The sequence below is a fragment of the Candidatus Methylopumilus universalis genome, from assembly GCF_006365315.1.
Classification (GTDB): domain Bacteria; phylum Pseudomonadota; class Gammaproteobacteria; order Burkholderiales; family Methylophilaceae; genus Methylopumilus; species Methylopumilus universalis.
This window is the reverse complement of sequence record NZ_CP040968.1, coordinates 746389-771645: the sequence shown is the minus strand read 5'-3', so window position 1 is coordinate 771645 and position 25257 is coordinate 746389. Positions and strand designations below refer to the sequence as shown.

25 protein-coding genes are annotated in these 25257 nt (G+C 37.0%); 24 read left to right on the top strand and 1 reads right to left on the bottom strand.

What is annotated here, in order from left to right; all coding sequences use genetic code 11:
- Positions 1-3 precede the first annotated feature (3 nt).
- From ndk to der, 16 genes are all read left to right on the top strand, one after another.
- A complete protein-coding gene (ndk, locus tag FIT79_RS04120) occupies positions 4-408 on the top strand; it encodes a nucleoside-diphosphate kinase (RefSeq protein WP_139876090.1) in 405 nt (134 codons plus the stop codon).
- A 7-nt stretch (positions 409-415) separates the two neighbouring features.
- A complete protein-coding gene (rlmN, locus tag FIT79_RS04115; protein WP_139875706.1) occupies positions 416-1510 on the top strand; it encodes a dual-specificity RNA methyltransferase RlmN in 1095 nt (364 codons plus the stop codon).
- Positions 1511-1569: 59 nt separating this feature from the next.
- Positions 1570-2346, top strand: coding sequence for a glucose-1-phosphate cytidylyltransferase (rfbF, locus tag FIT79_RS04110; protein WP_139875704.1), 777 nt, complete (start codon positions 1570-1572; stop codon positions 2344-2346).
- Positions 2339-3412 (top strand): CDP-glucose 4,6-dehydratase, encoded by a 1074-nt coding sequence (gene rfbG / locus FIT79_RS04105; protein ID WP_139875703.1) that lies wholly within the window; start codon positions 2339-2341, stop codon positions 3410-3412. Before rfbF ends, rfbG begins: the two co-directional genes overlap by 8 nt.
- 61 nt (positions 3413-3473) lie before the next feature.
- A complete protein-coding gene (locus tag FIT79_RS04100) occupies positions 3474-4709 on the top strand; it encodes a class I SAM-dependent methyltransferase (protein ID WP_139875702.1) in 1236 nt (411 codons plus the stop codon).
- A gap of 6 nt (positions 4710-4715) precedes the next feature.
- The gene (locus FIT79_RS04095) at positions 4716-5666 is read left to right on the top strand and encodes a Gfo/Idh/MocA family oxidoreductase (RefSeq protein WP_139875701.1); all 951 of its coding nucleotides are present in this window, start codon (positions 4716-4718) and stop codon (positions 5664-5666) included.
- A 271-nt stretch (positions 5667-5937) separates the two neighbouring features.
- Positions 5938-6288, top strand: coding sequence for a hypothetical protein (locus FIT79_RS04090; protein ID WP_139875700.1), 351 nt, complete (start codon positions 5938-5940; stop codon positions 6286-6288).
- Between the two features lie 23 nt (positions 6289-6311).
- Positions 6312-7265: a glycosyltransferase family 2 protein gene (locus FIT79_RS04085; RefSeq protein ID WP_139875699.1), complete on the top strand. Its 954-nt coding sequence runs from the start codon at positions 6312-6314 to the stop codon at positions 7263-7265.
- Positions 7249-9024 (top strand): hypothetical protein, encoded by a 1776-nt coding sequence (locus tag FIT79_RS04080; protein ID WP_139875698.1) that lies wholly within the window; start codon positions 7249-7251, stop codon positions 9022-9024. The genes FIT79_RS04085 and FIT79_RS04080 overlap by 17 nt, the downstream gene beginning before the upstream one ends.
- 14 nt (positions 9025-9038) lie before the next feature.
- Positions 9039-10259, top strand: coding sequence for a flavodoxin-dependent (E)-4-hydroxy-3-methylbut-2-enyl-diphosphate synthase (gene ispG / locus FIT79_RS04075; protein ID WP_139875697.1), 1221 nt, complete (start codon positions 9039-9041; stop codon positions 10257-10259).
- Between the two features lie 5 nt (positions 10260-10264).
- Positions 10265-11530 carry a histidine--tRNA ligase gene (gene hisS / locus FIT79_RS04070; protein ID WP_139875696.1) on the top strand — a complete coding sequence of 422 codons (1266 nt, stop codon included), beginning with the start codon at positions 10265-10267 and terminating at the stop codon, positions 11528-11530.
- Positions 11527-12345 carry an ABC transporter ATP-binding protein gene (locus FIT79_RS04065; RefSeq protein WP_139875695.1) on the top strand — a complete coding sequence of 273 codons (819 nt, stop codon included), beginning with the start codon at positions 11527-11529 and terminating at the stop codon, positions 12343-12345. The genes hisS and FIT79_RS04065 overlap by 4 nt, the downstream gene beginning before the upstream one ends.
- Before the next feature lie 16 nt (positions 12346-12361).
- A complete protein-coding gene (locus FIT79_RS04060; RefSeq protein ID WP_139875694.1) occupies positions 12362-13186 on the top strand; it encodes an ATP-binding cassette domain-containing protein in 825 nt (274 codons plus the stop codon).
- A gap of 25 nt (positions 13187-13211) precedes the next feature.
- The gene (locus FIT79_RS04055) at positions 13212-13838 is read left to right on the top strand and encodes a YfgM family protein (protein WP_139875693.1); all 627 of its coding nucleotides are present in this window, start codon (positions 13212-13214) and stop codon (positions 13836-13838) included.
- 2 nt (positions 13839-13840) lie between these two features.
- Positions 13841-15019 carry an outer membrane protein assembly factor BamB gene (gene bamB, locus FIT79_RS04050; protein WP_139875692.1) on the top strand — a complete coding sequence of 393 codons (1179 nt, stop codon included), beginning with the start codon at positions 13841-13843 and terminating at the stop codon, positions 15017-15019.
- A gap of 2 nt (positions 15020-15021) precedes the next feature.
- A complete protein-coding gene (der, locus tag FIT79_RS04045) occupies positions 15022-16452 on the top strand; it encodes a ribosome biogenesis GTPase Der (RefSeq protein WP_139875691.1) in 1431 nt (476 codons plus the stop codon).
- Here der and FIT79_RS04040 read toward each other — a convergent pair.
- Positions 16449-17249 (bottom strand): outer membrane protein assembly factor BamD, encoded by an 801-nt coding sequence (locus FIT79_RS04040; protein ID WP_139875690.1) that lies wholly within the window; start codon positions 17247-17249, stop codon positions 16449-16451. The two genes, der and FIT79_RS04040, sit on opposite strands and share 4 nt — an antisense overlap.
- A gap of 42 nt (positions 17250-17291) precedes the next feature.
- Between FIT79_RS04040 and rluD the strand changes: the two genes are divergently transcribed.
- The 8 genes from rluD to hflK all read left to right on the top strand — a co-directional run bounded on the left by rluD (position 17292) and on the right by hflK (position 25257).
- Positions 17292-18338 carry a 23S rRNA pseudouridine(1911/1915/1917) synthase RluD gene (gene rluD, locus FIT79_RS04035; protein WP_139875689.1) on the top strand — a complete coding sequence of 349 codons (1047 nt, stop codon included), beginning with the start codon at positions 17292-17294 and terminating at the stop codon, positions 18336-18338.
- Complete coding sequence (gene pgeF / locus FIT79_RS04030; RefSeq protein ID WP_317615608.1) at positions 18328-19065, top strand: peptidoglycan editing factor PgeF; 738 nt, start codon at positions 18328-18330, stop codon at positions 19063-19065. The genes rluD and pgeF overlap by 11 nt, the downstream gene beginning before the upstream one ends.
- Positions 19066-19126: 61 nt before the next feature.
- On the top strand, positions 19127-19924 hold the full coding sequence (locus FIT79_RS04025; protein WP_139867836.1) for a ZIP family metal transporter: 798 nt from the start codon (positions 19127-19129) through the stop codon (positions 19922-19924).
- Entirely contained in the window at positions 19924-21243 is a 1320-nt protein-coding gene (rimO, locus tag FIT79_RS04020; protein WP_139875688.1) for a 30S ribosomal protein S12 methylthiotransferase RimO, read from the top strand. The genes FIT79_RS04025 and rimO overlap by 1 nt, the downstream gene beginning before the upstream one ends.
- A gap of 12 nt (positions 21244-21255) precedes the next feature.
- Positions 21256-22647: a glutamate--tRNA ligase gene (gene gltX, locus FIT79_RS04015; protein WP_139875687.1), complete on the top strand. Its 1392-nt coding sequence runs from the start codon at positions 21256-21258 to the stop codon at positions 22645-22647.
- An 18-nt stretch (positions 22648-22665) separates the two neighbouring features.
- The gene (gene hfq / locus FIT79_RS04010; protein WP_028818102.1) at positions 22666-22902 is read left to right on the top strand and encodes an RNA chaperone Hfq; all 237 of its coding nucleotides are present in this window, start codon (positions 22666-22668) and stop codon (positions 22900-22902) included.
- Positions 22902-24041, top strand: coding sequence for a GTPase HflX (gene hflX / locus FIT79_RS04005; protein ID WP_139871611.1), 1140 nt, complete (start codon positions 22902-22904; stop codon positions 24039-24041). Before hfq ends, hflX begins: the two co-directional genes overlap by 1 nt.
- 13 nt (positions 24042-24054) lie before the next feature.
- Complete coding sequence (hflK, locus tag FIT79_RS04000) at positions 24055-25257, top strand: FtsH protease activity modulator HflK (RefSeq protein WP_139875686.1); 1203 nt, start codon at positions 24055-24057, stop codon at positions 25255-25257.

Genomic DNA, 25257 nt, shown 5'->3' with positions numbered 1-25257 from the left:
ATAATGGCAATTGAACAAACCTTATCGATTATTAAGCCTGATGCAGTTAAAAAAAATGTGATTGGTCAAATCTATTCACGTTTTGAGGGTGCAGGTTTAAAAATTATCAAAGCTAAAATGATGCATTTATCTCAAGCGGAAGCGGAGGGTTTTTATGCTGTTCATAAAGACCGTCCTTTCTTTAATGATTTAGTGAGATTTATGATTTCAGGCCCTTTGATGATTCAAGTTTTAGAGGGTGAAAATGCCGTTTTAAAACACCGTGATTTAATGGGCGCTACAAATCCTAAAGAAGCTGCCCCAGGAACAATTCGTGCTGACTTTGCAGAGAGCATTGATGCTAATGCGGTTCATGGTTCGGATTCGTTAGATAATGCTAAAATCGAAATCAAATACTTCTTTGGTTAATTTTTAAATGACTAATTTGCTCGATTTGAACTACGAGCGTCTCGTTTCTTTTATCGAAACTTTTGGTGAAAAGCCTTATCGAGCCAAGCAGTTGATGCATTGGATTTATAAAAAAAATATCATTGATTTCAATAAGATGACAGATATTTCTAAAGTATTTTGTGATATTTTAAAAGAGAAGGCTGCCATACGATTGCCAAGTGTCATGAGTGATGCAATCTCAGATGACGGTACGCGTAAATGGTTATTCGATGTGGGTGGAAGTAATGGTATCGAAACCGTGTTTATTCCAGAAGATGATAGAGGTACTTTATGTATTTCATCTCAAGTCGGATGCGCGCTTGAATGTACATTTTGCTCTACTGGTCGTCAAGGCTTTAATCGTAACTTAACCAGTGCAGAAATCATTGGCCAGTTTTGGTTGGCTAATTTTTTCATTAGGCAGCAGGAAGGTTATAACGCACTCCCCAATTCGGATCGCATTATCAGTAATGTCGTTATGATGGGCATGGGGGAGCCATTGGCTAACTATGAGAATGTTGTTGCTGCTATGAAATTGATGTTGGATGACAGGGCATATGGTTTAAGTCGTCGACGTGTCACGCTCTCGACAAGCGGTTTAGTCAATCTCATGGATCGCTTAAGAGAAGATTGTCCAGTGGCTTTAGCAGTTTCTCTCCATGCATCGAATGATAAATTGAGAGACGAGATTGTTCCCATTAACAAAAAATTCCCTATTAAAGAGCTCATGGCAGGATGTCAGCGTTATTTAGAAAAAGCGCCTAGGGATTTTGTGACTTTTGAATACGTGATGTTAGATGGTATTAATGATTCAATAGAAGATGCCAAAGCGCTACTTGAAATCGTTAAAGATGTGCCTTGTAAATTTAACTTAATTCCATTTAATTCTTTTCCGAATAGTGGATACCGATGTTCTTCAAATGATCAAATTCGAAAATTTAGAGAGATCCTAGTGAACCAAGACTATATTGTGACGATTCGAAAAACCAGAGGAGATGATATTGATGCGGCTTGTGGGCAGCTTGCAGGTCAGGTTGTAAATAAAAAATATTCAATAAATAAATTTAATTTAAATGCATAACTATTTGTTATTAAATAGTATTTTTTTAAAATTTCAAGTGTTTAATTAAAGGATCACTGATGAAATTAGTTATTTTAGCCGGCGGTCTTGGCACTAGAATTGCCGAAGAAACATTACTTAAACCAAAACCTATGATAGAAATTGGAGGTAAGCCAATTTTGTGGCATATCATGAAAATATACTCACATTATGGTATCAATGATTTCGTCATTTGTTGCGGGTATAAGGGGTATTTGATTAAAGAATATTTTTCAAATTATTTTCTTCACATGTCTAACGTAACATTCGATATGAAAAATAATATAGCTACATTTCATCAGCAGAATGCAGAGCCTTGGACTGTGACTTTAGTGGATACGGGTGATAATACCCAAACTGGAGGGAGGTTAAAAAGAGTTCTTGAGTATATAAAAGATGAGGATTCGTTTTGTTTTACTTATGGTGATGGTGTTTCGGATATTAACATTCCAGAATTAATAGAATTTCATATTAAACATAAAAAACTTGCGACTGTAACTGCTATTCAACCCCCGGGAAGATATGGTGCAATAGATATTGAAGATGATAGGGTTAAGGGGTTTTTTGAAAAGCCTAAGGGTGATGGTGGATGGATAAACGGTGGATTTTTTGTGTTATCCCCAAAATGTTTAAATTTTATTGGTTCAGATTCAACAGCTTGGGAGATGGAACCCCTTAAACAGATTGCTGAAAAAAAAGAATTGGTTGCTTATAAGCATCCAGGTTTTTGGCAGTCTATGGATACCTTGCGAGATAAAAATCTATTAGATCATCTTTGGCAAACTGGAAAAGCCCCTTGGAAAGTATGGAATGAGTGATAATTTTTGGGAAGGTAAAAATGTATTTTTGACAGGGCATACTGGCTTTAAAGGAAGCTGGCTCTCGCTTTGGTTACAATCATTAGGCTCTAATGTCACTGGCTATGCATTGCCTTCTTCCACCAATCCAAATATGTATAGTCTTGCTTCCGTTGAGAATGAAATGACTTCTATTATGGGTGACTTGCGTGATGCAAATAATCTCTTTGAAGCTTTAAAGAGATCAAAAGCTGAAATCGTTATTCATTTAGCAGCGCAACCTTTAGTAAGGTATTCATATGATAACCCTATAGAAACATACGCTGTTAATGTTATGGGTACTATTAATTTATTGGAAGCTATTCGTCGATGTGAAACGGTTAGATCTTTTGTCAATGTAACAAGTGATAAATGTTATGAAAATAAAGAATGGAATTGGGCTTATAGAGAAAATGAGCCTTTAGGCGGCTTTGACCCTTATAGTAGCAGTAAGGCATGCGCTGAATTAGTCACCAATGCTTATCGATCCTCTTTTTTTAATTCGAGTAATTTTGAAAATCACAGAATTGCTATTGCTTCAGCTCGAGCCGGTAACGTAATAGCTGGTGGTGATTGGTCACTCGACCGACTTATTCCAGATCTTATTCGGGCAGCTGAAAGTAATCAGGAAATTGCTATTAGAAATCCACAATCCATAAGACCGTGGCAGCATGTTTTGGAGCCTTTAAAAGGATATTTGTTGTTGGCGGAGCATTTATATATTCATGGCCCAGAATTTGCTGAAGCTTGGAATTTTGGACCAAATGACAATGATACAAAGTCGGTTGCGCAAATTTTAGATATATTTACTCATTACTGGGGTCGGGGAATAAAAATTAATATAAAAAAAGACTTAAATGAGCCTCACGAAGCATTTAATTTAAAAATAGATTCTACTAAAGCTAAAAATAGATTGGGTTGGTTTCCTCGATGGAATGCCGATGAGTCTGTCAGAAGAACATGTGCTTGGTTCAATGCCTATATAAATCAAGAGAATATGAAACTTTATGCATTAAAAGAAATTTCAGAATATAAGATGTTGAATTAATCTAATGTCACTCGGATAGAAGCACTATAATGAATATACATAAAATCTAATTTCTTTCTTTATGCCCCAAAATATTAATGAAATCGTTTCATGCGAAGTTTGTGATAATAAATCCTTAAATTCAGTTGTTAAACTTGGGTTGCATCCTATGTGTGATGATTTAATTCCTATAGGATCTGATAAGACTTGTCGTGAATACCCAATTGAAATTCTTTTTTGTCCCGTTTGTTTTACAGCGCATCAGAAATATCAAGTTCCTAAGAGGGATTTATTTCCAAAACAATACCATTATCGATCCAGATTTACATCTGATGTGCTAGATGGCATGAAAAATTTAGTTAAAACATGTGAAATAAATTTCGGAAGTCTTAAGGATAAAAAGATCCTAGATATAGGATGTAATGATGGAAGTTTATTAGATTTTTTTCATAAGGCGGGTGCATTAACTTTTGGTGTGGAACCCACTGGAGCCGCTGATGATGCTAAAGCCAAAGAAATGCATATTATAGTTAATAATTTCTTATCAAAAGAGGCTGCTTCTGACTTATTGAAAAAATATGGGACATTCGATTTCATAACATTTACAAATGTTTTTGCTCACATAGAGGATCTTAAAAGTCTCATCGAGGCATTAAAATTAATCATGTCTGATGATACTGTCATAATTATTGAAAATCATTATCTTGGCTCCGTTTTAGAGAAAAATCAGTTTGATACTTTTTATCATGAACATCCAAGAACATACTCTTACCAATCTTTTAAATACATAGCTAATTTATTAAAAGTTGATCTGATTCATGTTGAATTTCCTAATCGCTATGGTGGAAATATTCGAGTATTTCTTGGGAAAAAATCGATTAACCTCTCAATTATAGATGGACTTGAGGTAATTAAAAAAAATGAAGAGAATTTTTATTCTCACTTTCTAAATATGCAAATCGATATTGAAAAATGGAAAAGCAGAAAAAAGAAAGCAATTGAAGAATATGTTCGCAATTTCGGCAAGATTCCAGCCAAAGCTTTTCCAGGAAGATCCGCGATTTTGGTAAAGTTATTAAATATTGATGAATCGTTAATTTCTGCAATTTATGAAAAGCCAGGATCGCTAAAAATTGGACATTATGTTCCTGGAACAAGGATTCCAATACTCTCTGACGACGAACTTTTTATGCAGAGCAATCAAAAACCAATTCTTAATTTAGCTTGGCACATATCTTCGGAAATAAAAAACTACCTTAAGTTACATAATTATCAAGGCGAAGTTTTAGATATTATTAACCAAACAGATTTTTCCTAGCTCTTTATGGTCAATTTAGATCGCCCAGGTATTTTAGGTTCTGGATTCGGTCTTTATGGGCACCTCCCTGCTTTAATAAAATCTGGCTCTAAAAAAATATATCTGCCATCACGGTATAAAGAAAAATTATCAGAGCGACAAGATCTAAAACATTTTGATTCATCAATAGAATGGGTTAAAGATGATTTGGAAGTTTTAGATAAGTCAGGTTCCTTAATTATTGCTCTTAACCCGGAGATGCAAGCATTTTGGATACCTATTGCACTTAGTAAAGAAAATATTAATACATTAATTCTTGAAAAGCCTTTGGCGGTAAGCCCAAAGAAATCATTTGATGTATTACTTTTGCTTATCAAATCTGGCAAAAAATTTAGAATTAATTATATTTTTCGATACCTTACATGGGCTAATAAGCTAAATCAGCTTTCTAAAATACCTAATTTAAAGTTAGAAATTAAATGGCAATTTAAAGCACATCATTTTAAAAGTTCAAAGTCAACATGGAAAAGCAATCATCATTTAGGTGGAGGAATTTTAAGATTTTATGGTATTCACTTTATGGCATTGGTTGCAGAATGGGGTTATACCGATATTTTATACTCAGAAACTTATGGACAAAATATAGAAGAGCCATGGAAATGGAAGGCAGCATTTTCTGGTAATAATCTTTCGGTTTGTAATATCGAAATTAATTCAAAATCAATAAAAAATATCTTCTCGGCCAACAGAATAAATTCTAATTTAATTGAAGAAAGCATTACCATAGGTAAAAATCCTTTTATTACAAACCAAGAAAGCTTTAACGCAGGAGAAGATTTAAGGGTTACTTTTATAAATGCCGGTATATTTGAGTCATTTATAATTCATAACCAAGAAAAAGAAAATGTTTTGTATACAAACATTTTGCTATTATGGGAAAAAATTGAGAAAAAAAATGTTTTTATTGAAGTTAAGTAATAAACATTATAAAGGCGTTACTAATCTTATGAAAATAATAAACTCTTTGCTTTATGGGCTTTTATTTATAGTGTTATTAATTATAATTTATTATATCCATGTAAATTACTTCAAAATTGACGTTGTTTTTTTTGCGGCCTTAAGTGACGTTTGCATTTCGATATTTTTTATTGCTTTACTCTTGTTTTTTATTGATAAAAAATTAATCTTTTCAAAATTTGAAAAGTTATTACTAATTATTATTTTTAGTCTTTTAGGCTATATTTTATCAATGTCAATCCCAGCTCTTATAGACAGATCGCTATCTTTTTATATGTTAGAAAAGATACAGCAAAGTCATGTTGGTATCAATCGTAAAAAGTTTGATGATCTTTTTATTAAAGACTTTGTTAAGAAATACAATATGATTGATGTTAGGTTAACTGAGCAATTGACCTCTGGAACAATTTTTATTGAAAATGATTGTGTTAAGTTAACAATAAAAGGCCAAATGATTGCTGATTTTTCAAATAATTTTAGACGTCATTGGCTTCCAGCAGAGAGGCTAATCATTAATAATTACGTTAAAGGCCGTCGAGAACTTAGTAATGAAGAGCTAATTAATAGGTACAAATGTGAATAATTTTTTAACTTTAAGATTCTCAAATGAATAAAAAAATAATTAGTATCATTACTCCTTGTTTTAACGAACAGGCTGGTATCGTTGAATGCTACCTAAAAGTTAAACAAATTTTCAATGTGCACTTAAGTCAATATGGGTACGAACATATTTTTTGTGACAATGCATCTACCGATAATACAGTTGAATTATTGAAAGCTTTGGCTATAAACGATAAGCACATAAAGATTATTGTTAATTCTAGAAATTTTGGAATTCTTAAAAATACATTTAATGGTGTTTTAAGCTCACAGGGCGATGCTGTTCTATTATTTTTGCCTGTTGATATGCAAGACCCTCCTGATTTAATTCCGGATTTTGTTAAAAAATGGGAAGAGGGCTATGAAATTGTTTATGGAATAAGGGCTCAAAGAGAAGAACCTTTTTATCTTAAGACATTGCGAAAAATTTATTATCGAATTCTAAGTAAATTCACTTATGTAGATTATCCTGTTGATGTTGGTGATTTTCAATTGGTAGATCGTTGCGTTTTAAATGCAATGAAAAAATATGAAGATGCTCAGCCTTTTATGCGTCTTATGACCTTTGATTGTGGATTTAAATCTGCAGGCATTCCTTACACTTGGAAATCAAGAAAATATGGAAAATCACAAAATAATTTAATACAAATGTTTAATCAAGGCCTAAATGGTATTGTTAGTTTCAGCGGAATTCCTCTGAGAGTTGCTCTTATTGGGGGATTTATTTTGGCTGGTATTAGTTTACTTTATGCAGTTGCTGTTTTTCTTACTGTTCTTTTTGGGGCTTCTCACAGTCAGTCAGGTATTCCCACAATTATAGTTGCTTTATTTTTCTTCGGCGGCGTTCTCTTATTTTTTTTAGGAGTTTTGGGTGAGTATATTCTAGCCATTTATAACCAAGTAAGAAAAAAACCTTTAGTTGTTGAGAGGGAAAGAATTAATTTTGATCAGAAAAATTAATGCAAATATTATCGTTTGGCTCGTTCCATTTGTTTTTGGTTTATGGTCACTAATCTTAGGCCAGGATAGGAATTTTGATCTTGCAGGCTACCACCTTTATAACGGTTTCTCCTTTTTAAACAATAAGTTTGATCTCGATTTTGCAGTAAGCGGTATACAAACTTACTTTAATCCTTTATTGGATGCTGCTTATTTTAGTCTCAACACCTACTTAAATCCTAAATTGGTGGGGCTAATGATTGGTCTTTTTCACGGATTGATCTTTGTTCTTATTTTTAAAATTACATCGATATTTCTTATTAAGAATGAAAAGATTAATTTTTTTAAAAGCCTTCACTTAAAAATACTTTTTGTATCAATTGCTGGTTGTTTAACGCCAAATTTTCTTTCATCTTTAGGTAATAGCATGGGAGATAATACAACTGCTGTTCTAAATTTATTTTCTTTATTTTTAATTTTAAAAAATTTTGATTCAAATAATAGTAGCAATTATAAAATACTAGCATTTTTTACTGCTGGGTTAATTATAGGATGTTCGGTAGGGTTAAAGTTAACTAATGCGCCTTATGCCCTATCCATGGCATTTTCTTTATTTTTCTACCCAGAAAAATTTCCAAAAAGAATAGTAAGCTTTTTGCTATTTTCTCTCTCAGTTTTGTGTGGAATTTTTTTGACTGGAGGTTTTTGGTTTATTAAGATGTGGGAGCATTTCAATAACCCATTTTTCCCCCTCTTTAGTAATTTTTTTCACAATAATTTTTCAAATATAAGCACTCTTACAAACGCATGGACACCAAAAGATTTTTTTTCTATTATCTTTTTTCCATTCTTTAAACTTTTTAATTACAACACAGCAAATGATTCTTTAGCTCGTGAGATTTTGTGGCCAATAATATATGTATTGCTTATTTTAAAAGCTACAACAATGATTAAGAATAAACTTCATATTAATTTTTCTTTCAAATTATCCAAAGAAAACTTTTTAATATGTTTCATTGTGTTTTCATATATTTTATGGATGTTTATTTTTGGTCTCCAAAGATATTTAGTTACAATTGAGGTTTTAACTCCTTTAGCTTTTTTAATTTTAATTAAAAGTTTCAACTTTAAATTAAAAGAAAAGTTTTTTCGTTCTGTTATTATTTTATCCATAATAATTTCTTTATTCGGTGGTTTTGGAACGTTTGGGCATACAAGGTGGGTTAATCCCGCTTTTTATGCAGAAATTCCCTTGGAGCTAAGAGAGTTAAAAGAGTCTCTTGTATTAATGTCAGACAACTCGCCAATTTCATGGCTGGTAACATTATTCCCTAAAGACCTTTCTTTTTTTCGGTTAAATACTTTTAGCGATGAGCAATTAATTCTTGATTCCTACTTGTCAGGGAAAAAGCATTTTTATGTTATTTTTTCTGGAATTTATAATTGGCGAATTGATAATGTTAAAAAGTGGGATCATGCCCTTAGTTTGATAAATCTAAAGTCATCCCTTTCTAAATGCCATTCTTTAGACCTATTTATTAAAAAAATTAAATTTAGAGGCAAAATTAAATTTTTTCAAAAAAATCAGGAGATGTGTTATTTGGATATCATGGACAAAGACTATGTTGATTCCAGAGCTGTAAATGACGAAGTAATTAAATTAAATCAAATTTCACTTCAAAAATATAATTTAAATCTTGATACTCATAGTTGCAAAAATTATTCAGCAAGGCTAGGTACACAAAATTGGAATTACATATGGTGCAAGGCCACTAAATAATCTATATTAACTTTATGAATTCTATAAGATCAAATACTCTTAAGGTCCTCGTGGGGTCAGTCCCCGTCGGTGGGGGCTCTCCGATTGTCGTTCAATCCATGACCAATACCGACACAGCCGACGTTCAAAAAACCACTGAACAAATTTTTGAGTTATGGAAAGCTGGTTCTGAAATTGTTAGGGTCACAGTGAATAATGAAGCTTCTGCAGACGCCATTCCAAAGATTGTCGAAGAGCTAAAACAAAGAAATTGTCATGTCCCGATCGTGGGCGATTTTCATTTTAATGGACATAAGTTATTAGAGAATTACCCTGAGTGCGCAAAGCTCCTCGCCAAATATCGTATCAATCCAGGCAATGTCGGAAAAGGCAGTCGTCGTGATGAACAGTTTGAAGCGATGATCAGTATTGCTAAAACATACAATAAGCCAGTTCGCATTGGGGTCAATTGGGGAAGCTTAGATCAAGCCAAATTGGCATCGATGATGGATGAGAATGCAAAATTAAAAAATCCACTTTCATCCGATGCATTGATGCGGGAAGCCTTAATTCAATCAGCACTTGAGAGCGCAGAGCAAGCTGTCTCTTGGGGTTTACCTAAAAATAAAATTGTGATCTCTTGTAAAGTGAGCGTTGTTCAAGATTTAATCCTTATTTATCAAGAGTTAGCTAAAAGAACTTCATACCCACTCCATCTTGGTTTAACCGAAGCTGGCATGGGTTCCAAAGGGATTGTGGCATCCACTGCAGCACTAGCTATTCTGTTACAGCAAGGTATAGGCGACACCATTCGTGTATCTTTAACGCCAACATCCAATGAACCTAGAACAAATGAAGTCGTGGTCGCCCAAGAGATTTTACAAACCATGGGTATTCGATCTTTTACACCTTTAGTCACTGCATGTCCTGGATGTGGTCGCACGACGTCGACTTATTTTCAGGAGTTGGCACTCGAGATTCAAACTTTTTTACGCGAATCCATGCCGCAATGGAAAGATACATTTCCAGGGGTTGAAGATATGTCAGTTGCCGTGATGGGATGCGTCGTCAATGGCCCCGGAGAGTCTAAGCTCGCAAATATTGGGATTAGTTTGCCGGGAACGGGGGAGATTCCAGTTGCTCCCGTATTTGTCGATGGTGAAAAGACGGTCACTTTAAAGGGTGACAAAATCGCGCAAGAATTTAAAGCGATTGTCATGAACTATGTGGAATCGCACTATTCAAAGTTAAAATAACGACTATGAGCAAAAAATTACAAAGTATCAAAGGCTTCTATGATGTCTTACCAGATAAGACGCCGCTTTGGCATTTTGTTGAAGACAAGATACGTGAAGTATTAAATCTTTATGCTTATGAAAAAATCAATCTACCCATCGTTGAACCCACTTCACTTTTTGTAGATAGCGTCGGCACACACACTGATATTGTTGAAAAAGAAATGTACTCATGGATAGACCCTTTAAATGAAGATCTACTAACACTTCGCCCTGAGGGGACTGCGGGATGTGTGAGAGCGGTCATTGAGCATAACTTGACCTACAATGGCCCCATTCGACTATGGTATCAAGGCCCTATGTTTAGGCACGAGAATGTGCAAAAAGGTCGTCAACGCCAATTTAATCAAGTGGGAATTGAAGCCTTTGGATTCAACGATGCCAATATCGATGCCGAACAAATTTTATTATTGGCAAGACTCTGGAAAGCACTCGATATTAAAGATGTCGAACTTCATATCAATTCAATCGGCGACCCTGAAGATCGATTGAAATATCGTTCTGAACTTATACGTTATTTTGAAGGCCATCTTGGTATTTTAGATGAAGATGCGAAACGTCGACTCCATCAAAACCCATTACGGGTTTTGGATAGTAAGAATCCTCTCATGCAGACCATGATTGAAGGGGCACCAAAGTTATCGGATTATTTAAATAGTGAAGCGAAAGCACATTTCGAAACAGTATGTAGATATTTAAAAGAAGCAGGTATTTCCTTTAAATTGAATCATCGCTTAGTAAGAGGTCTTGATTACTACAATCGCACCGTTTATGAATGGGTGACGAATCGCTTGGGAAGCCAAGGCACCATTGCGGGTGGTGGCAGATACGATTATTTAATCGAGCGATTAGGAGGGGATAAAACACCTGCCGCAGGTTTTGGAATTGGCTTAGAACGCATCATCTTACTGTTAGAAGATATGGGTGTTATTTTCCAAAACGAACCCAATATTTATTTGGTGAATTTAGGTGAGACTGCTGAAAACTATGCATTAAAGTTATCTGAAACACTTCGATCTCATGGATTAAAAGTCGTTTTAAATTCAGGCGGAAGTAGCTTTAAATCACAAATGAAACGCGCTGATAAAAGTGGTGCAGCATATGCTGTCATCTTAGGTGATGATGAAATGAAAGAGGGTGTAGCACAAGTCAAATCCTTAAGAGTTGAAAATGTACAATCGAAGATTCCATTAGATGAATTAGCTCTATTCTTATTGAAACAAACATCATGAAAAAAATACTTGAAGTCAAACATTTAAAAGTGTCTCCCATCAATGAGCCACGTAAGATTTTAGTGGATGATGTTTCATTTGATTTATATCCGGGTCGCACGACTTGCATCGTGGGCGAATCAGGTAGTGGTAAAAGTTTAACGGCATTATCGATTATGAAGCTTTTGTCCGCGCAACTCAAACAAACAGGCGATATCTGTTTTGAAGGAAAAAATATTTCCAACTTATCTAATGTTGAGATGCGACATTATCGTGGTAAATCGATAGCCATGATTTTTCAGGAACCCATGACATCTTTAAACCCGGTCTTAACGATTGGAGACCAGATTAAAGAAGCGTTAAGTGCGCACCTTGATTTGGATAACAATAGTTTAAATAAAAAAGTGCTATCTCTTTTTAGAGAGGTGGGTATCGCAGCAGATCGTATTTCAAGTTACCCCGATGAGCTGTCGGGTGGACAAAGACAGCGCATTATGATCGCGATGAGTATTGCATGTGAACCCTTAATTTTAATTGCAGATGAACCGACGACCGCTTTAGATGTCACAGTGCAAGCGCAAATTTTAAAGCTTCTTTCCAATTTAAAAGAGAAAAGACACATGGCCATGCTTTTTATTACCCATGATTTTGGTGTGGTAGAAGAAATCGCTGACGATGTCATTGTCATGTATCAAGGCCACATTGTTGAAAAAGGAAATGTGAAGGACGTATTAAAAAAACCAAAACATGCTTACACCAAAGCTTTGCTGCAATGTGTGCCAGATGCCGAAGGTATAAAGAAATTAAAACCTATTCAACATCGCACATTTATTTAAGAGTCATATTTATCCTATGGCAAAAATTATTAAAAATGAAGTGTTGTTAGAGGCTAAAGACCTTTATAAAACCTATACGCAAACGTCTGGTTTCTTTGTAAGAAAGCAAAGAACTATTAAAGCGCTTAATAATGTCAGTTTATCGATTAAAAAGGGAGAAACGCTAGCGATTGTAGGTGAATCAGGCAGTGGTAAGTCAACCTTGGCTCGTTGTCTGTTACAATTGCTGTCGCTTGATCAGGGTGAGCTTTTCTTTAAAGGTAAAAACCTTAACTCTTTAGATGTAGAAGGTAAAAAATATCTTAAACGCCATATACAAATGGTATTTCAAGATCCTTATGCTTCACTCAATCCTCGCATGAAGATTAGTGAAATTTTAGAAGAAGGCTTATTAATTCATGATTTGGGTAATAAAATTGTGCGCGATAAAAAGATGCGCGACATGATTAAAAAAGTAGGGCTGGAAGTGTCTGATTTGAATAAATACCCGCATCAGTTTTCAGGCGGGCAAAGACAGAGAATTGGTATTGCAAGGGCTTTAATTGTAGAACCCGAACTCGTTATTTGTGATGAACCTGTTTCAGCGCTCGATGTATCGATTCAAGCGCAGATTTTATTATTGCTAAAAGAACTACAAAAGGAATTAGGTTTGAGCTATTTATTCATTAGTCATGATTTAAGAGTCGTTCGACATATGGCAGATACCATTGCGGTGATGCATCAAGGGAAAATTGTGGAACAAGGTACCATCAAAGGCATTTATGAAAAACCAAAAGCTAATTACACGCGTGAACTCTTAAATGCAATTCCGGGCAATCATTTTAAATTTAAAGTCAGTTAATTTTTTTTAAAGGAAATAAAAAGCTATGGCACTCAATTTAGAAGAACAAGAACAGGTAGACGAACTTAACGCGCTCTGGAGAAAATTTGGCAACTACATTACTCGTGGTGTCATTGCATTTTTTGTAATATATGGTCTCTATCAAGGATGGGGCTATTACCAAACCAAGCAATCATTAGCCGCTTCTGAACTTTATCAAAGCATTGTGGTCCTGGATGAAAAAAATAGCAAAGACATTATGCAAAAAGCACAAAGCTTAATTGATAACTATGGCGGCACACCTTATGCAGGTCGCGCGGCTATTTTATTTGCGAAAGCAAGCTACTCTGAAGGCTTAAAAGACAAGGCAAAAGAGAAATTGGAATGGGCTTCAAGTCACGCAAAAGAATCTGCCACAGAATCGATAGCGCTCATTCAATTAGGTCAAATATTAGTCGAAGAAAAAAAATATGAAGATGCCTTAAAGAAAGCGAATGATGTAGATAATGAAGGTTATCTCGGTCTATCTAATGATTTAAAGGGTGATATTTTAAATGCGATGGGTAAAAAAGATGAAGCTAAAAAAGCCTATCAAGAAGCATTAAAACGATTTGGACCTAAAGACCCTTATGTAAGATTCACAGAAGAAAAATTAGAATCACTTGGAGTGTAGGTTTGATTTTATTTCGTTATCTTCTTATCGCACTTTTATCTTTTTCGTTTTTAGCTTGTGGCCCCGTTAAAGATTTTACGGATCAAATTTCAGAGCGCATTGTAGGTCAAGACCCCATAGACCCTCCAGCTCCTCTCAAAGAATTTAAAGCTAAACTTAACCCTAAAATACTATGGTCGGCAAAATTAGAAGGCGATGAATCATTTGAATTTTATCCTGGCATTATTGGAGAAGAAGCCTACGCTGCATCATCTGATGGAAGTTTAGCTAAATTTGATTTAAAAACGGGTAAATCCATTTGGAAAATTAATACCGGTGAAAAATTATCAGGCGGTGTGGGCATAGGGATTAATGAAATTACCGTGGGCACATCCACGGGTTTATTAGTCGCTTATGATTTAAGTGGCAAATTGCTTTGGAAAACGAGATTATCGAGTCAAATATTAAGTGCGCCTACCATTCATGAAGGTCTGGTGATTGTGAGAACATCAGACAATCTTATTCATGGTGTGAACGTAAAAGATGGTTTAAAAAAATGGACCTTCTCTAGAGTGGGGCCACCTTTGAGCTTAAGGTCAAGTGTGGGAGTCGTGGCAAGTGATGGTGTTATATATGCAGGTTTTCCGGGGGGTAAATTAGCGGCTATTCGAGAAGATAATGGCTCGCTGCTCTGGGAAATTACAGTAGCACAACCGAAAGGGGTGACAGAAATTGAACGTGCATCTGATGTCACAAGTTCACCCGTGATTGATGGCTTAAATATTTATACGGTGGCTTATCAAGGTAAAATTTCAGCAGTCGATCGCGTCAATGCAAGAACTTTATGGAGCCGCGATATTTCAAGTTATACAGGTATTAATATTGACGGTGCTAGGATTTATCTATCGCATACGGGTGGCGCTGTTTATTCATTAGCACTTGAATCAGGTAAAACGTATTGGCGTCAAGGCGACCTCTTAAACCGTAAACTCACAACCCCCTTAGGCATGGGCGATTACGTGGCTGTTGGAGATTTAGAAGGTTATATTCATATTTTAGATAAAGAAACCGGTGCTTTTTTAGGCCGTATTCAATTGGATGACGATGCTTTACCTGTGATGCGTCGTATGGTTGAATTTGAAACAGGTAAGTTTTTAGCGCAAACACGTAATGGCGGGCTTTACGCCATCGCTATTCAATAATCATGTTACCCACCATAGCCCTTGTAGGCCGACCTAACGTCGGCAAATCCACTTTATTTAATCGTTTAACCAAATCGCGTGACGCCCTTGTAGCTGACCTTCCTGGCTTAACACGTGACCGTCATTACGGGCGAGGTTTAGGTGGCGACATGCCTTATATCGTTATTGATACAGGAGGCTTTGAGCCTTTAATAGAAAAAGGCATTCAAAAAGAAATGGCAAAGCAAACGCTACTCGCCATTGATGAAGCCGATGTGATTTTTTTTATTACGGATGGCAGACAAGGTGTCACACCACATGATCGCGTGATTGCAGATTTACTTCGCAAGATGAATCGCAATATTTATTTGTTAGTCAATAAAACAGAAGGTATGCAAAGAGGCATTGTCACGGCCGAATTTTTTGAACTAGGTTTGGGCGATCCATTAGGCATTTCGTCAGCACATGGTGAAGGTGTGCGTGACATGATTCAGATGGCATTGGAACCTTTTAAAAAAGAAGATATTGAAGTAGATGAGGTACGTCAAAAAATTCCAAAGATTGCGATTGTAGGTCGCCCTAATGTCGGTAAATCAACTTTAGTGAATGCTTTTCTAGGCGAAGATCGTGTGATTGCTTTTGACGAACCTGGAACGACGCGTGATTCAATTCAAATTGATATAGAGCGCAATGATAAAAATTACACGCTCATTGATACGGCAGGTATTCGTAAAAAAGGTAAGGTCTTTGAAGCAGTTGAAAAGTTTTCTGTCATTAAAACTTTGCAAGCCATTGAAGAGGCGAATGTCGCTATTTTAGTTGTAGATGCCGAAGAGGGCATCACAGAGCAAGATGCACACGTGGGGGCTTATATCTTAGAAGCAGGTCGCGCACTCGTCGTCGCTATTAATAAATGGGACCGACTAAAAGAAGATGAAAGAGAAATCGTCAAGCAAGATATCCAACGTAAATTACAATTTTTAAAGTTTGCAGAATTTCAATACGTCTCAGCTTTAAAGAAAAAAGGCCTTACTGAAATTTTAAAATCTGTCGATGAAGCTTATCGTGGTGCATTTATTAAAATGTCGACACCTAAATTAACACGCGCCCTCATAGATACATTGCAACAGCATCAGCCGCCTATTTCAAAAGGTATTCGTCCTAAATTACGTTATGCGCATCAAGGCGGATCGAATCCGCCCGTGATTGTGATTCATGGCAATCATGTGAATGCGATTAAAGATAGCTATATGCGCTTTTTAGAAGGCGCATTTAGACAAGCATTTCAAATTATTGGCACACCTTTAAGGGTGCAATTTAAGCAAGGTGAAAATCCTTACCTGGATGAAGAAAAAAGAAAACCTAAAGAGGGTGTCGTATCGATGCGGCGTCGCAAGAATGCACTTCGTAAAAAACTCACAGATAAAAATAAACTAGAAGCTAAGAAGCGCTAGTCTTTATCCCAGAATTTCCACCAATCCTGTTTTTTAGTATCTTTACCTTTAGTAAACATGGAGCTATTGGGATAGTTCTGTTTCAGAATTCTTAAATTATCTTCTTTTAAATCATTCATACCTAAATTGTCATAAGCGCTGATCATAATCACAAGCGCTTCTTCAACAAAATTAGAATCAGGATAGCTTTCAATGACATATTTAGCGCGATTTAATGCCGCGATATATGCTTTCACTTTCATATAATGGCGAGCCACATGAAGTTCATGATCCGCTAATTTATTTTTTAAATAAATCATACGCTCTGTCGCATCTTTGCCATAGCGCGTGTTGGGGTAGAGTGTCAGTAAATCTTTAAAGGCAAGAAAGGATTGCCTTAAAACTTTAGGATCGCGATCACTGATATCTTGGAAGGTAGCTTTTTCGACTATGCCTCTTTGCTTAAAGTAAGCCACCCCTTTTAAGTAATACGCATAATCGAGATTTGGATGATTGGGGTGTATCTTAATGAAACGCTCAACGGTTGAAACGCACTGCGCAGCATCTTCTTGCTTGTAATAGGCATAGGCCATATCAAGTTTGGCTTGCGCACCATATTTACTATTAGGATAGCGTGATTCTAATTTTTTTAAATACTCGACAGATTTTTTATAATCTTTATCCGCCATTTTTTCCGATGCTTTTTCATAGATGCGTTCAGCCGATAAGCCTTTAGTATCGTCAAGCTCAGTAGGTGGTCCAAAAATGGCACAAGACGCAAGAAAAAGCATCATAATAACGACTATACCAATACGCATACGAACCTTTAACTATAAAAATATACGAAGAATTATAGCATTATGAATGATGATGAAAGATTATTGATCGTCCCAGATACGCACGCCGGCTTAAGAGTGGATGTGGCTTTGCAGCAACTTTTGCCGGAATTTTCACGCTCCAAATTGCAAGAATGGATTAAAGATGAATTCGTGCTGGTGAATCAATCCTATGTTTCAGTAAAACATAAGGTGTATGCGGGTGATGAAATCAAAGTCATCGTTCAATCAAATCCAGAGAACAATGCATTTTTACCTGAAGCGATTCCGCTCAATATTATTTTTGAAGACGAGACATTGCTTGTTATTAATAAACCCGCCGGCATGGTCGTTCATCCTGCGATAGGCAATTGGTCTGGCACGCTTCTGAATGCGCTTCTTCATCATATGCCGGATATTGCACACATCCCTCGCTGCGGTATTGTGCATCGATTAGATAAAGAAACCAGCGGGCTTTTAGTCGTGGCTAAGACCTTAAATGCACAAACGCATCTCGTGCAACAACTTCAAGCAAGATCCGTCAAAAGGGAATATCGAGCGATTGTGTGGGGGCAGTTATGGAAAAATGGCACAGTGAATCAGCCCATTGGGCGGCATCCATCCATTCGCACTCGCATGGCCATCCATTTATCAGGAAGGCCTGCGATTACGCATTATGAGATTTTAGAGCGATTTGGCGTTCACACGTACTTAAGATGCAATCTTGAAACAGGCCGGACGCATCAAATTCGTGTGCATATGCAATATTTAAAAGCATCTATTGTGGGCGATCCTGTCTATGGTTTAAAAAGCATTATGCCGATTAAATCCATGAGTGAAGCGTTACGCCAGCATGTATTAGGTTTTAATCGTCAAGCACTTCACGCGATTCGTTTAGGACTGATTCATCCTTTAAGTGGTGAAGCGATGGAATGGTCGATTGATTTACCCGATGATATGAAGGCTTTACTTGAAATCATTCGGGCTGAGCAATTAGGTGTTACAGAACCTCTAGAAGATTTAAGTTTTGATGACTATCTTGATGAGGTCAGTGACGATATCGATGATGACATGCTGGAGGATGATGAGTAATTTTTTTATTCCCCATTGGCCAGCACCTCCACATATTAAATCTATGCAAACGCTGAGGGCTGGAGGAGGCAGCCAAGGTAAATACAACAGTTTTAATTTAGCGACACATGTGAATGACGACATCAATGCTGTTCACTTGAATCGCGATCGACTTAATCAATTTTTACCTAGCGCGCCTCATTGGCTGAATCAGAAGCATAGTGTGGATGCGATTAAACTCCCTTCACTCTCATTTAATGCAGATGCTTCTTATACATCAGAAAAAAATACAATATGTGTTGTTCAAACAGCTGATTGTTTGCCATTATTAGTGACAAATAATGAGGGGACGATTGTGGCTTCTATTCATGCAGGCTGGCGTGGTCTTTTAAATGGTGTCATTGAAAACACCATTGTGAAAATGAATGTCTCACCCAATGAATTACTCGTATGGTTAGGGCCTGCCATCAGCCAAAAGCATTTTGAAGTAGGCTTTGATGTGAAAAATAGTTTTTGCGAAAAACATATCGAGTCTGAAAAAGCTTTTCATTTGATTTCAGATCAAAAATGGTTAGCTGATATTTACGCGCTTGCCAAAATTAGACTCAATGGATGTGGTGTCCACCAAATTTTTGGGGGCAGTATGTCGGATGATTACTGCACTTTTGCTAATGAGTTAGATTATTTTTCCTATAGGCGTGATGGCGTGACAGGCAGAATGGCTTCCCTCATCTGGATTGATGCATAAAGACATCCAATCATTTCAAGTTTCGTTATAATGCTTAATTATTTCACCATAGTTTAACTTCATGCATACACTTCTTTGGATTCTCTTTTCTTGCTTTATCGGTGGTTTATTAAGTGTCACTGCTGCAGCGCTCGTGACCATGAACACGAGAACGCATCTTGTTTCTCATTTAGTGAGTTACGCTGTGGGTGCGATGTTGGGTGCAGTTTTCTTAGAAATATTACCGCATGCTTTTAAGCTTACCAATCATATAGAAGCTACAACCTTTGTCGTTTTATTCGGCATTCTTTTATTTTTTGTGTTAGAAAAATTATTGTTATGGCGTCACTGTCATGGCGACCATTGTGAAGTTCATGATGTGCATCAAGACAGCCATGCTTCTTCAAATCATCAACATACGCATGATGCAGGACGAAGTGGCAGCATGATTATGGTCGGTGACTTATTTCATAATTTTGTCGATGGTATCTTAATTGGTTCGGCTTTTATGGTAAGTACCAGTGTCGGTATCGTGACAGCATTAGCAATTATTGCGCACGAGATCCCTCAAGAAGTAGGCAATTTTTTAATTCTGCTTCATTCAGGATATAAGAAAAAAGAAGCTTTTATTTTTAATCTTCTCGCAAGTTCTTTTACTGTTTTAGGTGGGCTATTAGCTTATTTCATTTTGGAATCCATGATGGACTGGGTACCTTTTATTTTAGCGCTTGCAGCTTCAAGCATGATTTATGTGTCAATCGCAGATTTGATTCCAGGCCTACATAAAAAAACTGAATTACGTTCCACTATATTTCAAGTCGCACTTATCGTGTTAGGCGTTGCATCTGTAGCTCTGACACAATGGATTGTTGAAGGCTAATGGCGTTACATACTCCTAAAGTAGGTTTTGTATCCCTAGGCTGCCCCAAAGCCGGTTCAGATTCTGAAAGAATATTGACGCAATTACGTGCAGAAGGTTATGACATTTCTAAGTCATATCAAGATGCTGATCTCGTCGTAGTGAATACCTGTGGTTTTATTGATTCAGCGGTTAAAGAATCGATGGATGCGATTGGGGAAGCCGTTAAAAAAAATGGCAAAGTGATTGTCACAGGTTGTTTGGGTGCTAAAAAAGATATTATTGAAAAAGAGTATCCAAATTTACTCGCCATCACAGGACCGCATGCTTTAAATGAAGTCATGTCGGCTGTGCATACCCACCTAGAAAAGCCGCATGATCCTTTTAGCGATTTAGTCCCACCTCAAGGCATTCGTTTAACACCGAAACATTACGCTTATTTAAAAATTTCAGAGGGCTGCAATCATCGATGTTCATTTTGTATTATTCCATCGATGCGTGGAGACTTAGTCAGTCGTTCGATTGATGATGTCATGACGGAAGCCGAAACATTAGTCAATAGTGGTGTATCAGAAATTTTAGTGATTTCACAAGATACAAGTGCTTATGGTGTGGATATCAAATATCGAAGTGGTTTTTGGAATGGCCGCCCCGTTAAAACTAAACTGTATGATCTAGCCCAAGCTCTGGGATCTTTAGGGGTCTGGATCAGAATGCATTATGTTTATCCTTATCCTCATGTCGATGACATCATTCCTTTGATGAGTGAGGGTTCGATTTTGCCTTATCTTGATGTGCCTTTCCAACATGCAAGCCCTCGCATTTTGAAACTCATGAAACGACCTGCAAGTGCTGAGAATAATCTTTTGCGTATCAACAAGTGGAGAGAAGTGTGTCCTGATATCACGATACGCAGTACTTTTATCGTAGGCTTTCCAGGAGAGACCGAAGCTGAATTTGAAGCGCTGTTAGATTTTCTTGAAGAGGCCCAATTAGATCGTGTCGGTTGTTTCAAATATTCGCCTGTGGATGGTGCGAGTGCGAATCTTCTAGAGAGCCAAGTCCCTGAAGAAATTAAAGAAGAACGATTACAAAAATTTATGGAAACCCAAGCGCGCATCAGCCATCAAAAACTCGAATCCAAAGTGGGTCAAATATGTACCGTTTTAGTCGATGGCCATGATGATGATTATGCGATTGCAAGATCGATGGCAGATGCACCCGATATCGATGGCAAAGTTTATTTACGGGATGGCAAGCTTTTAAAGCCAGGTGATTTTGTCGATGTTAAAATTGAATCTTATGATCAACATGATTTGTTTGCAGGCCCTAATGTTTAAGAAGAAATCCCTATGACCGTTGTCACCCGTTTCGCACCGAGCCCCACAGGTTATCTTCATATTGGTGGCGCGAGGACTGCATTATTTTCTTGGGCTTATGCCAAAAGACATCAGGGTAAGTTTATCTTACGTATTGAAGATACTGATATAGAAAGATCAACCCCTGAAGCAGTAGAAGCCATTATGGATGGTATGACATGGCTTCATCTTGATTTCGATGAAGGCCCTATCTATCAAACAAAACGCATGGCTGTGTACAAACAATATATTGATCAATTGATTAAAGAAGATAAAGCCTATCTTTGTTATTCATCCAAAGAAGAATTAGAAGTGTTACGTGAATCACAAATGAAAGCAGGCTTAAAGCCAAAGTATGATGGTAAGTGGCGGCCTGAACCTGGAAAAAGTTTACCCCCAACGCCTAGGAACATTCAACCGGTCGTGCGTTTTAAAAATCCAAAATCAGGTGTTGTGTCTTGGCATGATTTAGTCAAAGGTGAAATCACGATTGCGAATGAAGAACTTGATGATCTTGTCATTGCAAGGGGAGATGGCACACCGACCTATAATTTTTGTGTGGTGATTGATGATTGGGAAATGAAAGTGACACATGTCATTCGCGGGGATGATCATATTAACAATACACCTCGGCAAATTAATCTCTTGAAAGCCTTGAATGCAAACATTCCAGCCTATGCGCATCTATCGATGATATTGGGTGATGATGGCCAAAAGCTATCTAAAAGACATGGCGCTGTCAGTGTGATGCAATATTTTGATCAAGGTTATTTGCCTGAGGCGATTCTCAATTACTTAGCCCGGCTCGGATGGAGCCATGGTGATGACGAAATTTTTAGTATGACTGACTTTTGTCAATGGTTTGATTTGGACCATATTACTTCTTCATCTGCACAATTTAATACTGAAAAATTAGATTGGCTTAATAGCCATTATATCAAAACACTTCCACTTGATCGCATCAGTTCGGCTATAGAGCCCTATCTAAAAAAAGTGGTTCATACGCCTATTGATCAAAATCTCTTAATAGGTGCAATTGATATTCATCGCGAGCGCGTAAACCATTTAACAAATCTTGCTGGTGATATCGCTTATATATTTGAAGTTCAAAAGCCGAATCAGCAAGATTTTGAAAAGCATATTAATGCTGAAGCCTTAGAGCTTATTAAATCTTTTCAAGCCTCTTTAAATAAGATTGATTGGACGAAAGAAGCCATTCATAATGTAATGAATGAAGTGGTGACTTTACATGCGATTAAATTTCCAAAACTTGCGATGCCACTGCGCGTACTTTTAACAGGTATCGCACAATCACCGAGTATTGATGCTGTGATGGCGATCTTAGGACGTGACGAAACTATGAAACGATTGAATCTTTACTTATAACTATATTTGGAATCCTCTATGGAAAAAAAGAATACACATTTACAAGATGAGTTTTTAAATCAACTCAGAAAAGAACATGTATCAGTATCCATTTATTTGATGAACGGTATTAAGCTGCAAGGTAATATTGAGTCATTCGATCAGTACGCTATTTTATTAAAAAATACTGTGAGTCAACTCGTCTATAAACATGCTATTTCAACGATTGTGCCCATGCGCAATGTCAATATCGAGCCACCAGCAGATGACGATTGATGTTTGAACGTCCTAACGAAGGAAAGTCTGCTTGCGTTATTAGTATTAATTTTGGTGATACCGATTTCGAAGAGAGTGTCGAAGAAATTAAAGAGCTCGTATTAAGTGCTGACATGAACATTGTGAGCACAGTGAATATTAAGAGATCGGCACCTGATCCTAAGTATTTTTTGGGCTCAGGAAAAGCCGAAGAAGTAAAGTTCATCATTCAAGAGTCAAAAGCTGATACCGTCATTTTTAATCATAACCTCAGCCCCTCCCAAGAGCGAAACTTAGAAAAATACTTTAGTACACGCATCTTTGATCGCACCGCACTCATCTTATTAATTTTTGCAAAGCGCGCTAAAAGTCACGAGGGAAAACTTCAGGTCGAATTAGCCCAGCTTGATCATTTATCGACAAGACTGATTAAAGGTTGGAGTCACTTAGAAAGACAAAAAGGAGGTATTGGTGTCAGAGGAGGCCCCGGTGAAAAGCAATTAGAACTTGACCGCCGCATGTTAAAACTTCGCATTAAGCAGTTGAAAGAAAAACTAGATAAATTAAAACGACAGCGTACGATGCAGCGGAAAAAAAGAAGTCGCTCGAATGTATTGAACATTTCCATTGTAGGTTATACCAATGCGGGTAAATCTACACTCTTTAACCAGCTGACGCATGCGAATGCATTAGCGATGAATCAGCTTTTCGCAACACTTGATACCACCTCTCGAAAACTTTTTATTCAAGAAGGGGTGGAATGTGTAATCTCAGATACGGTGGGTTTTATTAAGGCGCTTCCTACCACCTTAATTGAGGCATTTAAATCGACCCTTGAAGAGTCAAGAGAGGCTGATTTACTTCTTCATGTCGTGAATATGGCCAATCCAAATCATAGTGAGCAAATCGCAGCGGTGAATAAGATTCTAGAAGAAATAAAAGCAGCGTCAATACCTCAAATTCTTGTTTTAAATCAGATTGATAGACTTGATATAAAGGCAAATCATGAAAAAGATGAATATGGTAGAATTTCTACTATTCAGTTATCTGCAAAGACAGGCGAGGGTATTGAACTTTTAAAAGAGGCTATCCTCCAACTACATGTAGCAAAGCAGTCATCTGAAACCGAAATATTTGAAGAAAATCCCCTTAATTATTAGATAGTATAAATTTATGGCAAAAAACCCTGGGCAAAACAATAACCAAGAAGAAGGACCTCCTGATCTAGACGAGCTTTTAAATGATTTAAGAAAAAAAATAGGGCGTATCTTTGGTAAAAAAGAAACAGATCAAAAAACACCGAAGTCTTCCGGAGGCAATCCGACACCAAACTCAGGAAATGACCAACTTCCTCTTTTACCCATTCTCCTTATTGTGGTTCTGCTTTGGGCAGCCACAGGCTTTTATATCGTAGACCAGGGTTCACGAGGTGTTGTTTTAAGATTCGGCAAAAATACAGAAGTCACGATGCCAGGCCCACGTTGGCATATTCCATATCCGATTGAATCAGCTGAGGTTGTGAACCTTGAACAGGTGCGAACCATTGAAGTTGGCTATCGTTCTGCAGGCGATGCTGCTGCGAGGTCAAAAGAACTAAGAGAATCTTTGATGCTAACAGACGATGAAAATATTATTGACCTTCAATTTGCCGTGCAATACAACTTAAAGTCAGTGGAAGATTTTTTATTTAATAATCGTTCGGCGGAGTCTTCAGTAAGAGGCGCTGCTGAAACAGCCATTCGCGAAATCGTTGGTAAAAGTAAAATGGATTTTGCGTTATACGAAGGTCGCGAAGAGATTGCAGTCAAAGCCAAAAAACTTATGCAAGAAATTTTGGATCGATACAATACGGGCATTAATGTGACAAGTGTCACTATGCAAAATGCACAGCCGCCAGAGCAGGTGCAAGCTTCATTTGATGATGCTGTAAAAGCTAAGCAAGACTTAGAGCGACAAAAAAATGAGGGTCAAGCTTATGCCAATGACATCATCCCGAAAGCCAAAGGCACAGCATCAAGGCTAACAGCAGAAGCGCAAGGCTATCGTTTAAGAGTTGAAAATGAAGCGAAGGGTAACGCAAGTCGTTTCGAGCAAATATTGACGCAATATAATCGCGCACCCGAAGTGATGAGAGATCGGCTTTATATTGAAGCTCAAGAGCAAATCTTATCGAGTGTTTCTAAAGTGTTTATCGATCAAAAAAACTCGAATAATTTGCTTTATTTGCCCTTGGATAAATTGATTCAGCAAGCAACACCAGACACAATATCGCCTAGAGTGGATGTCATACCGCAAGTCGACATGAATCAGTCTTCTCTGCAAAATATGGAGCGAACGCGAGATGCTTTTAAATCAAGAGAACGAGAAGTGAGATAA

Bases quoted from the DNA above. Each gene is read 5' to 3' on its own strand.
- ndk (WP_139876090.1), top strand. From the start codon at position 4: ATGGCAATTGAACAAACCTTATCGATTATTAAGCCTGATGCAGTTAAA.
- rlmN (WP_139875706.1), top strand. From the start codon at position 416: ATGACTAATTTGCTCGATTTGAACTACGAGCGTCTCGTTTCTTTTATC.
- rfbF (WP_139875704.1), top strand. From the start codon at position 1,570: ATGAAATTAGTTATTTTAGCCGGCGGTCTTGGCACTAGAATTGCCGAA.
- rfbG (WP_139875703.1), top strand. From the start codon at position 2,339: ATGAGTGATAATTTTTGGGAAGGTAAAAATGTATTTTTGACAGGGCAT.
- FIT79_RS04100 (WP_139875702.1), top strand. From the start codon at position 3,474: ATGCCCCAAAATATTAATGAAATCGTTTCATGCGAAGTTTGTGATAAT.
- FIT79_RS04095 (WP_139875701.1), top strand. From the start codon at position 4,716: ATGGTCAATTTAGATCGCCCAGGTATTTTAGGTTCTGGATTCGGTCTT.
- FIT79_RS04090 (WP_139875700.1), top strand. From the start codon at position 5,938: ATGTCAATCCCAGCTCTTATAGACAGATCGCTATCTTTTTATATGTTA.
- FIT79_RS04085 (WP_139875699.1), top strand. From the start codon at position 6,312: ATGAATAAAAAAATAATTAGTATCATTACTCCTTGTTTTAACGAACAG.
- ispG (WP_139875697.1), top strand. From the start codon at position 9,039: ATGAATTCTATAAGATCAAATACTCTTAAGGTCCTCGTGGGGTCAGTC.
- hisS (WP_139875696.1), top strand. From the start codon at position 10,265: ATGAGCAAAAAATTACAAAGTATCAAAGGCTTCTATGATGTCTTACCA.
- FIT79_RS04065 (WP_139875695.1), top strand. From the start codon at position 11,527: ATGAAAAAAATACTTGAAGTCAAACATTTAAAAGTGTCTCCCATCAAT.
- FIT79_RS04060 (WP_139875694.1), top strand. From the start codon at position 12,362: ATGGCAAAAATTATTAAAAATGAAGTGTTGTTAGAGGCTAAAGACCTT.
- FIT79_RS04055 (WP_139875693.1), top strand. From the start codon at position 13,212: ATGGCACTCAATTTAGAAGAACAAGAACAGGTAGACGAACTTAACGCG.
- der (WP_139875691.1), top strand. From the start codon at position 15,022: ATGTTACCCACCATAGCCCTTGTAGGCCGACCTAACGTCGGCAAATCC.
- FIT79_RS04040 (WP_139875690.1), bottom strand. From the start codon at position 17,249: ATGCGTATTGGTATAGTCGTTATTATGATGCTTTTTCTTGCGTCTTGT.
- rluD (WP_139875689.1), top strand. From the start codon at position 17,292: ATGAATGATGATGAAAGATTATTGATCGTCCCAGATACGCACGCCGGC.
- pgeF (WP_317615608.1), top strand. From the start codon at position 18,328: ATGATGAGTAATTTTTTTATTCCCCATTGGCCAGCACCTCCACATATT.
- FIT79_RS04025 (WP_139867836.1), top strand. From the start codon at position 19,127: ATGCATACACTTCTTTGGATTCTCTTTTCTTGCTTTATCGGTGGTTTA.
- rimO (WP_139875688.1), top strand. From the start codon at position 19,924: ATGGCGTTACATACTCCTAAAGTAGGTTTTGTATCCCTAGGCTGCCCC.
- gltX (WP_139875687.1), top strand. From the start codon at position 21,256: ATGACCGTTGTCACCCGTTTCGCACCGAGCCCCACAGGTTATCTTCAT.
- hfq (WP_028818102.1), top strand. From the start codon at position 22,666: ATGGAAAAAAAGAATACACATTTACAAGATGAGTTTTTAAATCAACTC.
- hflX (WP_139871611.1), top strand. From the start codon at position 22,902: ATGTTTGAACGTCCTAACGAAGGAAAGTCTGCTTGCGTTATTAGTATT.
- hflK (WP_139875686.1), top strand. From the start codon at position 24,055: ATGGCAAAAAACCCTGGGCAAAACAATAACCAAGAAGAAGGACCTCCT.